A 13517-nucleotide genomic window follows, 5' to 3' on the forward strand; every position below is an offset into this window, starting at 1 on the left:
TCACCGTTTGCTTTTGATGATGGTGCCCAGGCCTTGCAGATAGGCCACCAGCGCGTCCATTTCGGTTTTGCCCTTCACAGCATCCTGGGCACCGGCGATGTCTTCGTCGGTGTAAGGGACGCCGAGCGTGCGCAAGACTTCCATTTTCTTGGCGGTGTCTTTGCCGTCGAGCTTGTTTTCCACGAGGAACGGGTAGGCCGGCATTTTCGACTCAGGCACCACGTTGCGCGGGTTGTACAAATGCGCACGCTGCCAGTCATCGGAATAACGACCGCCGACACGGGCCAGGTCCGGACCGGTACGCTTGGAACCCCACAGGAACGGGTGGTCCCAGACGCTTTCACCAGCGACCGAGTAGTGGCCATAACGTTCGGTTTCAGCACGGAACGGGCGGATCATCTGCGAGTGGCAGCCGACACAACCGTTGGCGATGTAGATGTCGCGGCCTTCCAGTTCAAGGGCGGTGCGAGGCTTCATGCCTTCGACCGGCTTGTTGGTGACGTCCTGGAAAAACAGCGGAACGATCTGGGTCAAGCCGCCGATGCTGACGGCGATAACCATGAAGAAGGCCAGCAGGCCAATGTTCTTCTCGACTGCTTCATGCTTCATCAGTGAGCTCCAACTACAGCAATCTGTTCAGCAGCTTTGGCTTCAGCCGGGTTCGAGGCACGTACGGTACGCCATACGTTGTAGGCCATGAACAGCATGCCGCTGGCGAAGAACGCACCGCCCAGGGCGCGAACGATGAAACCAGGATGGCTGGCTTGCAGCGCTTCGACGAACGAATAGGTGAGGGTGCCGTCGTCGTTGATTGCACGCCACATCAGACCCTGGGTGATGCCGTTGACCCACATCGAAGCGATGTACAGCACGGTACCGATGGTTGCGAGCCAGAAGTGCGTGTTGATCAGGCCGATGCTGTGCATCTGCACACGACCGAACAGTTTCGGGATCATGTGGTAGATCGCGCCGATCGAGATCATCGCTACCCAACCCAAGGCGCCAGCGTGCACGTGGCCGATGGTCCAGTCGGTGTAGTGGGACAGCGAGTTGACGGTCTTGATGGCCATCATCGGGCCTTCGAAGGTCGACATGCCGTAGAACGCCAGCGATACCACGAGGAAGCGCAGGATCGGGTCGGTGCGCAGCTTATGCCAGGCGCCTGACAGGGTCATCATGCCGTTGATCATGCCGCCCCAGCTCGGTGCCAGCAGGATGATCGACATCGCCATGCCAAGGGACTGAGCCCAGTCCGGCAGCGCGGTGTAGTGCAGGTGGTGCGGACCGGCCCAGATGTACAGGGTGATCAACGCCCAGAAGTGCACGATCGACAGGCGATAGGAGTAGATCGGACGCTCGGCCTGCTTCGGAACGAAGTAGTACATCATCCCCAGGAAGCCCGTGGTCAGGAAGAAACCCACCGCGTTGTGGCCGTACCACCACTGGATCATCGCATCAGTCGCACCGGCGTAGGCCGAGTAGGACTTGAAGAAACTGACCGGCAGGGAGGCGTGGTTGACGATGTGCAGCATCGCCGTCACAACGATGAAGGCACCGTAGAACCAGTTACCCACATAGATGTGCTTGGTCTTGCGCTTGGTGATGGTGCCGAAGAACACCAGACCGTAGGTAACCCAGACGATGGCCAGCAGGATAGCCAGGGGCCATTCCAGTTCCGCGTATTCCTTGGTGGTGGTGTAACCCAACGGCAAGGTAACGATCGCGCCGACGATCACCGCTTGCCAACCCCAGAAGGTGAAGGCGGCGAGGCTGTCGGAAATCAGTCGCGTTTGGCAGGTTCGCTGCACGACGTAATAAGAAGTGGCAAACAGAGCACAACCACCGAAGGCGAAAATCACCAGGTTGGTGTGCAACGGGCGTAAGCGTCCAAAAGTCGTCCACGGCAGACCGAAGTTCAATTCCGGCCATACAAGCTGTGAGGCGATGAAGACACCAAGCCCCATGCCAAGGATCCCCCAGACCACCGTCATGATGGCGAACTGGCGGACTACCTTATAGTTATAAGCAGTCGGACTGATTGCTGTGCTCATTCTAAGGTTCCACGGTTTGGGTGTTTTATTAGGAGTAAAAATCGGCCGCAAGTATGGAGAAAGCGGGGGGTCATTGCAACGCGCCATGACCTGGGTCAATGCTTTCAAAAGCTGATTCTGCGGCCTTTCCATGCGCCGCGTAAGGACAAAATTGGCCAAGGGCAAAATGTCGCAGCAGACGAAATGGGTGAGGGGGTCAGGTCGGATGTAACGGGGTGTGTTCAAACCCGACGATCGGGTGACAGATGGCAATTGGCATGACAGCCGGTATCTACCAGCCTTTGCGGCCTGTCATCGAGTAGATTCGTCGAACACATCGGGTCGGGTCGACCTGGAACCGGCTCATGCCAGTCCGCATCGGGGGAAGCTTAGACCTGAATCCGGGGAACTGAAAGGAGGACCCGCGCAGGGGTGCGACACTTGGTCGCAAAGGGGCAGGGAACTGCCGCATCCGGGAGAATGCGGCAGCAGAGCAGTCGAGATTTATTCGTGTTTGCCTTCAGCCTGCAAACGTTCGGTGCTCAAACCGTGGGACAAGCTGTAAACGTAAGCCGCCAGCAGTTGCACTTTGTCGTTGCCGAGCAGTTCGTTCTGCGCCGGCATATGACCTTGGCGGCCATGACGAATGGTCTGTTGCAACTGCGCCAGGCTTGTACCGTAGATAAAGCCGGCCGGTTGCGTCAGGTTCGGCGCACCCATGGCTTCAGTGCCCTTGCCGTTTGCCCCATGACAGGCTACGCACATGGTGCTGAACGCTTGCTGTCCGGCGTGCAGATCGGCGCCGTTGTCGGCAGGCAACGGCAGTCCGGCCAGGTCATGGCGCACATAAGCCGCAACGTTTTTCACCCCGGCATCACCCAGGATTTCACCCCAGGCCGGCATCGCGGCCATGCGACCACCCATGATCGTGGTTTTGATCGTTTCGGCGTTGCCGCCCCAGCGCCAGGTGGTGTCCGCCAGGTTCGGGAAGCCGAAAGCGCCCTTGGCATCCGAGCCGTGGCAAACCGCGCAATTGGAGGCAAACAGGCGACCGCCCATTTTCAACGCCAGCGGGTCCGTCGCCACTTCTTCCACGGGCATCGCCGCGAATTTGGCGAAGATCGGCCCGAACTTCGCGTCAGCCTTGTTCATCTCCTTTTCCCACTCGTTGACGCCGGTCCAACCGTTCTCGTAACCCGGCAGAATGCCTTTCCAGTTGCCCAGGCCCGGATAAAGCACCAGATAACCGACGGCAAACACCAGCGTGCCGGCGAACAGCAGGAACCACCATTGCGGCAGCGGGTTGTCGTACTCCTCGATGCCGTCGAAGCTGTGGCCCATGGTCTGGTCGACGCTGCCTTTGGTTTCGCCCTTGCGGGTGCCGATCAGCAGCCAGGTCAGGCCGATCAGGCTGCCAATGGTCAGTACGCAGATCCACGTACTCCAGAAAGTGGTCATGGCCGGGTACTCCTTGTTTCAGGTTCTTGGGTGGCGTCATCGGGCAGGGGTTCATCGGCGAACGGCAGCAAGCGCGCTTCGGCGAATTCCGGATTGCGCTTTCTGTTGAACACCCACAGCGTCAGGCCGACGAAGGCCAGGAACACCACGACCGTGCCCAGGCCGCGGATCATTCCACTGCTCATTACGCTTACGATTTCAAAGGGCATGGCCATGGCTCACCTCTTGCTCTTGATGGATGTGCCGAGCACTTGCAGGTAAGCGACCAGTGCGTCCATTTCGGTCTTGCCCTGGAGCGAGGCGACTGAACCTGTGATGTCTTCATCGGTGTACGGCACGCCGAGGGTGCGCATGGCGCGGATCTTGGTTTCGGTGTGGCTGCTATCGACCTTGTTGTCCACCAGCCACGGGTAGGCCGGCATCTTCGATTCCGGCACCACGTTGCGCGGGTTGTACAAGTGCGCGCGGTGCCAGTCTTCGGAGTAGCGACCGCCGACGCGGGCCAGGTCCGGACCGGTGCGCTTGGAGCCCCACAGGAATGGGTGATCCCAGACGCTTTCACCGGCCACCGAGTAGTGGCCATAGCGTTCCGTTTCAGCACGGAACGGGCGGATCATCTGCGAATGGCAACCAACGCAGCCTTCGCGGATGTAAATGTCGCGACCTTCCAGTTGCAGCGCGGTGTAGGGCTTCATGCCTTCCACTGGTTTATTGGTCACGTCCTGGAAGAACAGCGGGACGATCTGGGTCAGACCGCCGATGCTCACAGCCAAGACCATCAGCAGCATCAGCAGGCCGACGTTTTTCTCGATTGTTTCGTGTTTCATGGCGGACTCCTCAGGCGATCTGCGCGGCAGCGGCGGCTTCGGCAGGCTGCGAGGCCCGCACGGTGCGCCAAGTGTTGTAGGCCATCAGCAACATGCCGCTGAAGAAGATCGCACCGCCTACCAGACGCACGACAAAGCCAGGGTGGCTGGCCACCAGGGTTTCGACGAAGGAGTAGGTCAGCGTGCCGTCTTCGTTGACCGCGCGCCACATGAGGCCCTGGGCAATGCCGTTGACCCACATCGAAGCGATGTACAGCACGGTGCCGATGGTCGCGAGCCAGAAGTGCGCGTTGATCAGGCCGATGCTGTGCATCTGCGTGCGACCGAAGATTTTCGGAATCATGTGGTACAGCGCGCCGATGGAGATCATCGCGACCCAACCGAGGGCGCCAGCGTGAACGTGGCCGATGGTCCAGTCGGTGTAGTGGGAGAGGGCGTTGACCGTCTTGATGGCCATCATCGGCCCTTCGAAGGTCGACATGCCGTAGAACGCCAGCGAGACCACGAGGAAGCGCAGGATCGGGTCGCTGCGCAACTTATGCCAGGCGCCCGAGAGCGTCATCATGCCGTTGATCATCCCGCCCCAGCTCGGCGCCAGCAGGATCAGCGACATCACCATGCCCAGCGACTGCGCCCAGTCCGGCAGCGCGGTGTAGTGCAAGTGGTGCGGACCGGCCCAGATGTACAGGGTGATCAGCGCCCAGAAGTGCACGATCGACAAGCGATAGGAGTACACCGGACGCTCAGCCTGTTTCGGCACGAAGTAGTACATCATCCCGAGGAAACCGGCGGTGAGGAAAAAGCCTACGGCGTTGTGCCCGTACCACCACTGCACCATGGCATCAGTCGCACCGGCGTACAGCGAGTAGGACTTGGTGAAACTCACCGGCAATTCCAGGTTGTTGACGATGTGCAGGATCGCCACGGTGATGATGAAGCCACCGAAGAACCAGTTACCGACATAGATGTGTTTGGTCTTGCGTTGCATGATCGTGCCAAAGAACACGACGGCATAGGCCACCCAGACAATGGTGATCAGAATGTCGATCGGCCATTCAAGCTCGGCGTATTCCTTGGAACTGGTGTAACCCAGCGGCAGGCTGATGGCCGCCAGCAGGATCACAAGCTGCCAGCCCCAGAAACAGAATGCGGCGATTTTCGGCGCGAACAGTCGGGTCTGGCAGGTGCGTTGCACCGAATAGAACGAACTGGCGAACAGGGCGCAACCGCCGAAGGCGAAGATCACTGCGTTAGTGTGCAGCGGGCGCAGACGCCCGAAGCTGGTCCACGGCAGATTGAAGTTGAGTTCAGGCCAGACCAATTGAGCCGCGAGAAAAACCCCGAGCCCCATTCCGACGATGCCCCACACCACCGTCATAATGGCGAATTGGCGGACCACCTTGTAGTTGTAGGCGGTACTGATAGAAGTGTTCATGGTTCCCCATCCACGGTTCAGCCGAAGTGAGGGCCTGCCTTTGCGAGTAAGCCGCACGGCAGACGCTCCCTTCGCCTGGAGTTATAGGCAGACTAAAAGCGAGGCAAGCATGGACAAAGAGCACAAGGCCAGTATTGACGAGGATCAATGGGCGCGGTGTGTACGGGATCATGGATGGTTATGGAATGCCGCCACCACTCCAGCATCGGCGACGCTGATTCTCGCTCACGGTGCCGGCGCACCCATGGACAGCGCCTGGATGAACGACATGGCTGCGCGCCTTGCTGCATCTGGGATCAACGTGCTGCGCTTCGAGTTTCCGTACATGGCGCAACGGCGTGTTGATGGGGGTAAACGTCCACCGAACCCAGCGCCGAAACTGCTCGAGTGCTGGCGTGAGGTCTATGCCGTGGTGCGACGCCATGTCGCTGGGCGTCTGGCCATTGGTGGCAAGTCCATGGGCGGGCGGATGGCGAGTTTGTTGGCGGATGAACTGGAGGCCGATGCGTTGGTGTGCCTCGGATATCCGTTTTATGCGGTAGGGAAACCTGAGAAACCACGGGTCGAGCATTTGGCCGGGCTGAAGACGCGGACGTTAATTGTGCAGGGCGAGCGGGATGCGTTGGGCAATCGTGAGGCCGTCGAGGCTTACACGTTGGCACCGAGTATCGAGGTGTTCTGGCTGGTCGCGGGGGATCATGATTTGAAGCCGTTGAAGGCTTCCGGGTTTACCCATGAGCAGCATTTGGAGGCTGCGGCGCAGAAGGTTGCTGATTTCCTGCGCTAAGCGATCGTTCCCACGCAGAGCGTGGGAACGATCAGGATCAGGCGAGGCGCTATCAGCGGTTAAACCGCTCCACCAACGAATACTGGGTATTCGCCGTCTTCGTCAGCTCTTCACTCAACAATGCCGAGTGTTGCGCCTGTTCCGAGGTCTGATCCGCCAGGTGCGAGATGTTGCTGATGTTACGGCTGATCTCTTCGGCGACAGCGCTTTGCTCTTCGGTCGCCGCCGCGATCTGGGTGGTCATGTCGGTGATGTTGGCCACCGCTTCGCTGATCCCCACTAGCGCCTGATCCGCTTCCAGAACCCGCGCCACACCTTCTTCGGCCTGGCGATGGCCAGCCTCCATGGTTTGCACCGCGGTGCTGGCGGTTTGCTGGAGCTTGGCGATCAACGCGTGGATCTGCCCGGTGGATTCGCTGGTGCGTTGCGCCAGTTGGCGAACTTCGTCGGCGACTACCGCGAAGCCACGACCCATTTCACCGGCACGGGCCGCTTCGATAGCCGCGTTCAAGGCCAGCAGGTTGGTCTGGTCGGCGATGCCTTTGATCACATCGACCACGCCACCGATTTCGTCGCTGTCCTTGGCCAGTTGGGTCACGGTCAGCCCGGTTTCACCCACCACCACCGACAGGCGCTGGATGGCTTCGCGGGTTTCCCCGGCGATGTCGCGACCGCGACCGGTCAGGCGATTGGCTTCTTGAGTCGCATCGGCCGTGCGCTGCACGTGGCTGGCGACTTCCTGCGTGGTGGCGGCCATCTGATTGACGGCAGTGGCCACTTGCTCGGTTTCGACGCGTTGGCGTTCCAGACCATTGGAGCTGTTATGCGCCAGGGTGTCGGACTGTTTCGCTTGTTCGCTCAGGTGCTCGGCGGTGTCCTGCAGACGGGTCAGGCAGGTTTTCAGGCGGGCTTCCTGGCTGAGGATCGACATCTCCAGACGCGCTTGAGCGCCGCGGCTGTCGGTGTACATCTGCGCGATCAGCGGGTCGGAGGTGGTCTGCCCAGCCAGATGCAGCAGACGCTTGAGGCCGCGCTGTTGCCAGCTCAACCCCAACAGACCCAATGGCACCGACAGACCGGCGGCCAACGCAAAACCCCATTGGGAATTGAGCGACGCACCGATCATGAAGCTCAGTTGGCTGACCAGAATGAACGGCAGCCAGTCCTGTAGCACCGGCAGCCATTTGTCCGTTGAAGGAATCGCCGACTTGCCCTGGTTGATGCGTTGGTAGAGCGCTTCGGCACGGCGGATCTGCTCGGCGGTGGGTTTGACCCGCACCGATTCGTAACCGACCACCTGATTGCCTTCGAAAACCGGCGTGACATAGGCGTTAACCCAGTAGTGATCACCGGTCTTGCAGCGATTCTTGACAATGCCCATCCATGGCAAGCCTTGTTTCAGTGTGCCCCACATGTGCGCGAATACCGCGGCCGGGACGTCAGGGTGACGGACCAGGTTATGCGGCGCACGGATCAGCTCTTCACGAGAATACCCGCTGATTTCGACGAAAGCGTCGTTGCAGTAGGTGATCACGCCCTTGGCATCGGTGGTGGAAATCAACCGTTGCTGAGCCGGGAAGGTCCGTTCGCGTTGTGTAATTGGCTGGTTGTTACGCATGGCTTTTTCAATCCGCAAGGCTTTGACGGGTTGTCGGCATCGTCAGCCATTTATTGAGATTATTTTTCGGTAATCAGTGGCGCGTCGCAAAACGACCCTTGCGTCAGCTGGCAAGCATCGGATAGGTGAACAGTCCGAAATGCAGCAGGTTCAGGCCGAAATGGGTGGCGATGGCCGCACCCAAGCCACCAAAACGGTAGGCCAGACCATAGCTGACACCTGCCAGGCTCGCCAGCAACACCCATTGCCACCCGGCCCCCACATGCGCCAGACCGAACAGCAGCGAGGCGAGGAGCAGGGCGAGGTTTTCACCGTAGGGCAGGTTTTTGAAGCACCGGGTCAGACCACCCTGGATATAGCCGCGAAAGAGCGCTTCCTCGACCAGCGTCACCAGCAGCAGGTTGTTCAGTAGCCACAACCAGGCTTGATCCGGCCACTTCGGTGCCCAACTGATCACGCCCAGCAACAGTGCGCCACCCAAGGCCAGCACGGCACTCAGGGACAGCGCCAGCGCAGAGGCATAAACGCCGAGGCGCAGCGAACGTCGGCCGACAATCCACGGGCAGACCAGCAGTAGCCAGAAACCGATCAGGGGCTTGTCCAGATTCAGGTACATGGCAAACGTCACGGCATCATCGGTAAAACGTTGAGGGTTGATCCCTCGACCGTTGTAGAACCCGGGGAGCCAGTGCAGCGCCAACGCCAAGGCCATGAAAATGAACAAGCCATGACCGAGGTAGTGGCCGATCCGCACCTGTTGTTGGCGCACCGCAAAACCGGCAGTCAGCAGCAGCGCGACGGATATCCCGGCGAGCCATCCGAGATGGCCGTAGCTCAGTGCCAGACCATAGCCAATAGAAAGAAGGGCCAGGTAGTTCCATGGCAGAGTCATTATTTGAAGTCCTTGGTTTTTGGTCAGCGGATAACCTGTAGCAGCTGCCGAAGGCTGCGTTTGGCTGCGAAGCAGTCGCTAATCAGGCACCGCGGTCTTTCAGATTTATCGTGGATTCAGGGTTTACGACTGCTTCGCAGCCGAACGCAGCCTTCGGCAGCTGCTACATAGGGCGCGGGAGTATAGGGTGGCTCGCGGCCCAAACAAAAACACCGCCCGAAGGCGGTGTCTGTGTCAGTTGGCTATTACGAGGCAATCAACTGCCGCAACACGTAATGCAAAATCCCCCCGGCCTTGAAGTACTCCACCTCATTGAGGGTATCGATCCGGCACAACACCTCGATTTTCTCGCGGCTGCCGTCTTCACGGGTGATCACCAGCGTCAGGTTCATCCGCGGCGTCAGCTCCACGCCGGTCAAGCCGAGAATATCCAGCGTCTCCTTGCCGGTCAGGTTCAGGCTCTTGCGGTTTTGATCCAGTTTGAACTGCAACGGCAACACGCCCATGCCCACCAGGTTGGAACGGTGAATCCGTTCGAAGCTCTCGGCAATGACCGCTTTGACCCCCAACAGATTGGTGCCCTTCGCCGCCCAATCGCGACTCGAACCGGTGCCGTATTCTTGCCCGGCAATCACCACCAGCGGCGTGCCCGAGGCTTGATAACGCATAGCCGCGTCGTAGATCGGCATCCTCTCCCCGGTAGGAATGTAAATCGTATTACCGCCTTCTTCGCCGCCGAGCATCTCGTTACGAATGCGGATGTTGGCAAAGGTGCCGCGCATCATCACTTCGTGGTTGCCCCGTCGCGAGCCGTAGGAGTTGAAGTCCCGTGGTTCCACACCTTTGTCGCGCAGGTAGTGGCCTGCGGGGCTGTCGGCCTTGATGTTGCCGGCCGGGGAGATGTGGTCGGTGGTCACCGAATCACCCAGCAGCGCGAGGACTCTGGCACCGGCGACGTCCTTGACCACCGGCGGCGGCCCGCCGATGTCGTCGAAGAATGGTGGATGCTGGATGTACGTCGAATCGTCCTGCCAGACATAGGTCGCCGCTTGCGGCACTTCGATTGCCTGCCATTGCTCATCGCCGGCAAACACTTCGGCGTATTCCTTGTGGAACATCGCGGTATTGACCTGGTTCACCGCGTCGGCGATTTCCTTGGTGCTTGGCCAGATGTCCCGCAGATACACCAGATTGCCCTCTTTGTCGGTACCCAAAGGCTCGCTGCTGATGTCGATGCGCACCGTCCCGGCCAGCGCATAGGCGACGACCAGCGGCGGTGAGGCCAGCCAGTTGGTTTTCACCAGCGGATGCACGCGGCCTTCGAAGTTGCGGTTGCCCGACAACACCGAGGCGACGGTCAGGTCGGCGGCTTGAATGGCTTTTTCGATCGGCTCCGACAATGGCCCGGAGTTGCCAATGCAGGTGGTGCAGCCGTAACCGACCAAGGCAAAACCCAGTTCATCAAGGTATTGAGTCAGGCCGGCAGCCTTGTAGTAGTCAGTGACCACTTTCGAGCCCGGGGCCAGCGAACTCTTGACCCACGGTTTGCGCTTGAGGCCTTTTTCCACGGCTTTCTTCGCCACCAGGCCGGCGGCCATCATCACGCTCGGGTTGGAAGTGTTGGTGCAGGAGGTAATCGCCGCGATCACCACCGCACCGTTTTTCAATCGATAGGTCTGACCTTCGTACTCGTAGTCGGCTTCACCAGCCAGGTCGGCATTGCCCACCGCAACGCCACCGCCGCCTTCACTTTCGAGACGACCGATTTCCTTGCTGGTGGGTTTGAATTGCAGATCGACGAAGTCACTGAACGCTTGCGCGACATGCGGCAGCGATACCCGGTCTTGTGGGCGTTTCGGCCCGGCAAGGCTGGCTTCGACGCTGCCCATGTCCAACGCCAGGCTGTCGGTGAACACCGGTTCCTGACCCGGCAGGCGCCACAGGCCCTGGATTTTGCTGTAGGCCTCGACCAGTTTCACGGTTTCGCTGCTGCGACCGGATAAACGCAGGTAGTCCAGGGTGATGTCATCCACCGGGAAAAAGCCGCAGGTGGCACCGTATTCCGGGGCCATGTTGGCGATGGTCGCGCGGTCGGCCAGCGGCAGGTCGGCGAGGCCGTCACCGTAGAACTCGACGAATTTGCCGACCACGCCTTTCTTGCGCAGCATCTGGGTGACGGTCAGCACCAGGTCGGTGGCGGTGATGCCTTCCTTGAGCTTGCCGGTGAGTTTGAAGCCGATCACTTCCGGGATCAGCATCGACACCGGTTGACCCAGCATCGCCGCTTCCGCTTCGATCCCGCCGACACCCCAGCCGAGTACGCCGAGACCGTTGATCATGGTGGTGTGGGAGTCGGTGCCGACCAGGGTGTCGGGGAAGGCGTAGGTGCGACCGTCCTCGTCCTTGGTCCAGACCGTGCGCCCCAGGTATTCCAGATTCACCTGGTGGCAGATCCCGGTGCCCGGCGGTACCACGCTGAAGTTGTTGAAGGCGCTTTGGCCCCAACGCAGGAACGCATAACGTTCGCCATTACGCTGCATTTCGATGTCGACGTTCTGTTCGAAGGCGCTGGCGCTGGCGAATTTGTCGACCATGACCGAATGGTCGATCACCAGGTCCACGGGGGAGAGCGGATTGATACGCTGCGGGTCGCCGCCGGCCTTGGCCATCGCGGCGCGCATGGCGGCCAGATCGACCACCGCGGGAACGCCGGTAAAGTCCTGCATCAACACCCGCGCGGGACGGTACTGGATTTCGCGGTCGGAGCGACGCTCCTTGAGCCAGGCGGCAATCGCCTTGAGGTCGGCGCCGGTGACGGTTTTTTCATCTTCCCAGCGCAGCAGGTTTTCCAGCAGCACTTTCAACGACATCGGCAGCTTGTCCAGGTCGCCCAGGCTTTTGGCGGCATCCGGCAGGCTGAAATAGTGATAGGTCTTGTCGTCGACTTGTAAGGTTTTAAGGGTTTTCAGGCTATCGAGGGACGGCATTGAAATGACTCCTTTGAGTCCGCACGGCTACGGACTGACGGGACAGACAGAGCCTTTAACCTAGCCCTGTTCATTCGTTAACGCTAATAACTGGACTCTATGGCCAAGCCCAGGGTTCCGAACTCGGCTATCATGCGCCGGTTTTCGTGACAGGCTTTGCTTCAACGCAAGTCTGGGCATCGCGCAGTGGTTGAATTTCTCGCCATCTGCCCAGGAGTAAGAATGAACACCCTCTTTATGCATTGCCGGCCGGGCTTCGAAGGCGAAGTCTGTTCCGAGATTTCCGAACACGCCGCGCGGCTGAACGTGGCCGGTTATGCCAAGGCCAAGACCGCCAGCGCCTGCGCCGAATTCATCTGCACCGAAGAAGACGGTGCCGAGCGCCTGATGCGTGGCCAGCGTTTCGCCGATCTGATCTTCCCGCGGCAGTGGGCTCGCGGGATCTTCATCGATCTGCCGGAAACCGACCGCATCAGCGTGATCCTCGCGCACATGGCGGACTTTCCGCTGTGCGGCAGCCTGTGGCTGGAAATGGTCGACACCAACGATGGCAAGGAACTGTCGAACTTCTGCAAGAAGTTCGAAGGCCACCTGCGCAAGGCGCTGATGGCCGCTGGAAAACTGGTTGAAGATGCCCACAAACCGCGCCTGCTGCTGACTTTCAAAAGTGGCCGAGAAGTGTTCATGGGCCTGGCCGAGTCGAACAACTCGGCGATGTGGCCGATGGGCATTCCGCGCCTGAAGTTTCCGCGTGAAGCGCCGAGCCGTTCGACGCTGAAACTCGAAGAGGCGTGGCACCATTTCATCCCGCGCGACCAGTGGGACGAGCGTCTGCACAGCGACATGACTGGCGTCGACCTTGGCGCCGCACCCGGCGGCTGGACTTGGCAACTGGTCAACCGCGGCATGCTGGTGACTGCCATCGACAACGGCCCGATGGCCGAAAGCCTGATGGACACAGGTCTGGTGCAACACTTGATGGCCGACGGTTTCACCTTCAAACCCAAGCAGCCGGTGGACTGGATGGTCTGCGACATCGTCGAGAAACCGGCGCGCAACGCCGCGATGCTGGAAGAGTGGATTGGCGAAGGGCATTGCCGCGAAGCGGTGGTCAACCTCAAGCTGCCGATGAAACAGCGTTACGCCGAAGTGAAGCGCTTGCTGGAACGCATTGCCGACGGGTTCAAGGAACGCGGGATTCGGGTCGAGATCGGCTGCAAACAGCTGTACCACGACCGTGAAGAAGTGACCTGCCACCTGCGCCGGCTCGACGTGAAGAAACCCAAGTCCCGCTGATCTTGCACACTGATCGTTCCCACGCTCTGCGTGGGAATGCCGCCGGGGACGCTCCGCGTTCCGCCTTTGAATGTGACGCGGAGCGTCACGGGATGCATTCCCACGCAGAGCGTGGGAACGATCAGCGGTGTAACGCCACAGATGACCGAACACCCGGCAATGCGCGACAATGCCGGCAAGTTTCAGG

At 60.0% G+C, this 13517-nt stretch carries 11 protein-coding genes; 2 read left to right on the forward strand and 9 right to left on the reverse strand.

Annotation, left to right across the window (positions count from 1 at the left end; all coding sequences use genetic code 11):
* The 6 genes from ccoO (AC3WP4_RS20720) to ccoN (AC3WP4_RS20745) form a co-directional block, all read right to left on the reverse strand.
* Entirely contained in the window at positions 1–609 is a 609-nt protein-coding gene (gene ccoO / locus AC3WP4_RS20720; protein WP_017337535.1) for a cytochrome-c oxidase, cbb3-type subunit II, read from the reverse strand.
* Positions 609–2051, reverse strand: coding sequence for a cytochrome-c oxidase, cbb3-type subunit I (gene ccoN / locus AC3WP4_RS20725; RefSeq protein WP_008157290.1), 1443 nt, complete (start codon positions 2049–2051; stop codon positions 609–611). Before ccoN (AC3WP4_RS20725) ends, ccoO (AC3WP4_RS20720) begins: the two co-directional genes overlap by 1 nt.
* Positions 2052–2534: 483 nt before the next feature.
* Entirely contained in the window at positions 2535–3488 is a 954-nt protein-coding gene (gene ccoP / locus AC3WP4_RS20730) for a cytochrome-c oxidase, cbb3-type subunit III (RefSeq protein ID WP_074875094.1), read from the reverse strand.
* On the reverse strand, positions 3485–3697 hold the full coding sequence (locus AC3WP4_RS20735; RefSeq protein ID WP_371916913.1) for a cbb3-type cytochrome oxidase subunit 3: 213 nt from the start codon (positions 3695–3697) through the stop codon (positions 3485–3487). The genes ccoP and AC3WP4_RS20735 overlap by 4 nt, the downstream gene beginning before the upstream one ends.
* A gap of 9 nt (positions 3698–3706) precedes the next feature.
* Positions 3707–4315, reverse strand: coding sequence for a cytochrome-c oxidase, cbb3-type subunit II (ccoO, locus tag AC3WP4_RS20740; protein ID WP_074875099.1), 609 nt, complete (start codon positions 4313–4315; stop codon positions 3707–3709).
* A gap of 10 nt (positions 4316–4325) precedes the next feature.
* Positions 4326–5750 carry a cytochrome-c oxidase, cbb3-type subunit I gene (ccoN, locus tag AC3WP4_RS20745; RefSeq protein WP_074875101.1) on the reverse strand — a complete coding sequence of 475 codons (1425 nt, stop codon included), beginning with the start codon at positions 5748–5750 and terminating at the stop codon, positions 4326–4328.
* 109 nt (positions 5751–5859) lie between these two features.
* On the opposite strand from ccoN (AC3WP4_RS20745), the gene AC3WP4_RS20750 reads away from it, so the two are divergent.
* Positions 5860–6537, forward strand: coding sequence for an alpha/beta family hydrolase (locus AC3WP4_RS20750; protein WP_102616080.1), 678 nt, complete (start codon positions 5860–5862; stop codon positions 6535–6537).
* 52 nt (positions 6538–6589) lie between these two features.
* Here the strand turns inward: AC3WP4_RS20750 and AC3WP4_RS20755 are convergent, their stop codons facing one another.
* The 3 genes from AC3WP4_RS20755 to acnA form a co-directional block, all read right to left on the reverse strand.
* Positions 6590–8155 carry a methyl-accepting chemotaxis protein gene (locus tag AC3WP4_RS20755; RefSeq protein ID WP_074875103.1) on the reverse strand — a complete coding sequence of 522 codons (1566 nt, stop codon included), beginning with the start codon at positions 8153–8155 and terminating at the stop codon, positions 6590–6592.
* A 103-nt stretch (positions 8156–8258) separates the two neighbouring features.
* Positions 8259–9050, reverse strand: a complete 792-nt coding sequence (locus AC3WP4_RS20760; RefSeq protein ID WP_102616079.1) for a CPBP family glutamic-type intramembrane protease — start codon at positions 9048–9050, stop codon at positions 8259–8261.
* A 242-nt stretch (positions 9051–9292) separates the two neighbouring features.
* Positions 9293–12034, reverse strand: coding sequence for an aconitate hydratase AcnA (acnA, locus tag AC3WP4_RS20765; RefSeq protein WP_074875107.1), 2742 nt, complete (start codon positions 12032–12034; stop codon positions 9293–9295).
* 222 nt (positions 12035–12256) lie between these two features.
* Here acnA and rlmM point away from each other — a divergent pair, with 222 nt between their 5' ends.
* A complete protein-coding gene (rlmM, locus tag AC3WP4_RS20770; protein WP_008157308.1) occupies positions 12257–13330 on the forward strand; it encodes a 23S rRNA (cytidine(2498)-2'-O)-methyltransferase RlmM in 1074 nt (357 codons plus the stop codon).
* The last annotated feature ends 187 nt before the right edge of the window (positions 13331–13517 follow it).

Source organism: Pseudomonas sp. FW305-20, assembly GCF_058788075.1.

Excerpts from the sequence above, each read along its gene's own strand:
- AC3WP4_RS20735 (WP_371916913.1), bottom strand. The coding sequence starts at position 3,697 with ATGCCCTTTGAAATCGTAAGCGTAATGAGCAGTGGAATGATCCGCGGC.
- acnA (WP_074875107.1), bottom strand. The coding sequence starts at position 12,034 with ATGCCGTCCCTCGATAGCCTGAAAACCCTTAAAACCTTACAAGTCGAC.
- ccoN (WP_074875101.1), bottom strand. The coding sequence starts at position 5,750 with ATGAACACTTCTATCAGTACCGCCTACAACTACAAGGTGGTCCGCCAA.
- ccoO (WP_074875099.1), bottom strand. The coding sequence starts at position 4,315 with ATGAAACACGAAACAATCGAGAAAAACGTCGGCCTGCTGATGCTGCTG.
- AC3WP4_RS20750 (WP_102616080.1), top strand. The coding sequence starts at position 5,860 with ATGGACAAAGAGCACAAGGCCAGTATTGACGAGGATCAATGGGCGCGG.
- ccoP (WP_074875094.1), bottom strand. The coding sequence starts at position 3,488 with ATGACCACTTTCTGGAGTACGTGGATCTGCGTACTGACCATTGGCAGC.
- ccoN (WP_008157290.1), bottom strand. The coding sequence starts at position 2,051 with ATGAGCACAGCAATCAGTCCGACTGCTTATAACTATAAGGTAGTCCGC.
- rlmM (WP_008157308.1), top strand. The coding sequence starts at position 12,257 with ATGAACACCCTCTTTATGCATTGCCGGCCGGGCTTCGAAGGCGAAGTC.
- AC3WP4_RS20755 (WP_074875103.1), bottom strand. The coding sequence starts at position 8,155 with ATGCGTAACAACCAGCCAATTACACAACGCGAACGGACCTTCCCGGCT.
- ccoO (WP_017337535.1), bottom strand. The coding sequence starts at position 609 with ATGAAGCATGAAGCAGTCGAGAAGAACATTGGCCTGCTGGCCTTCTTC.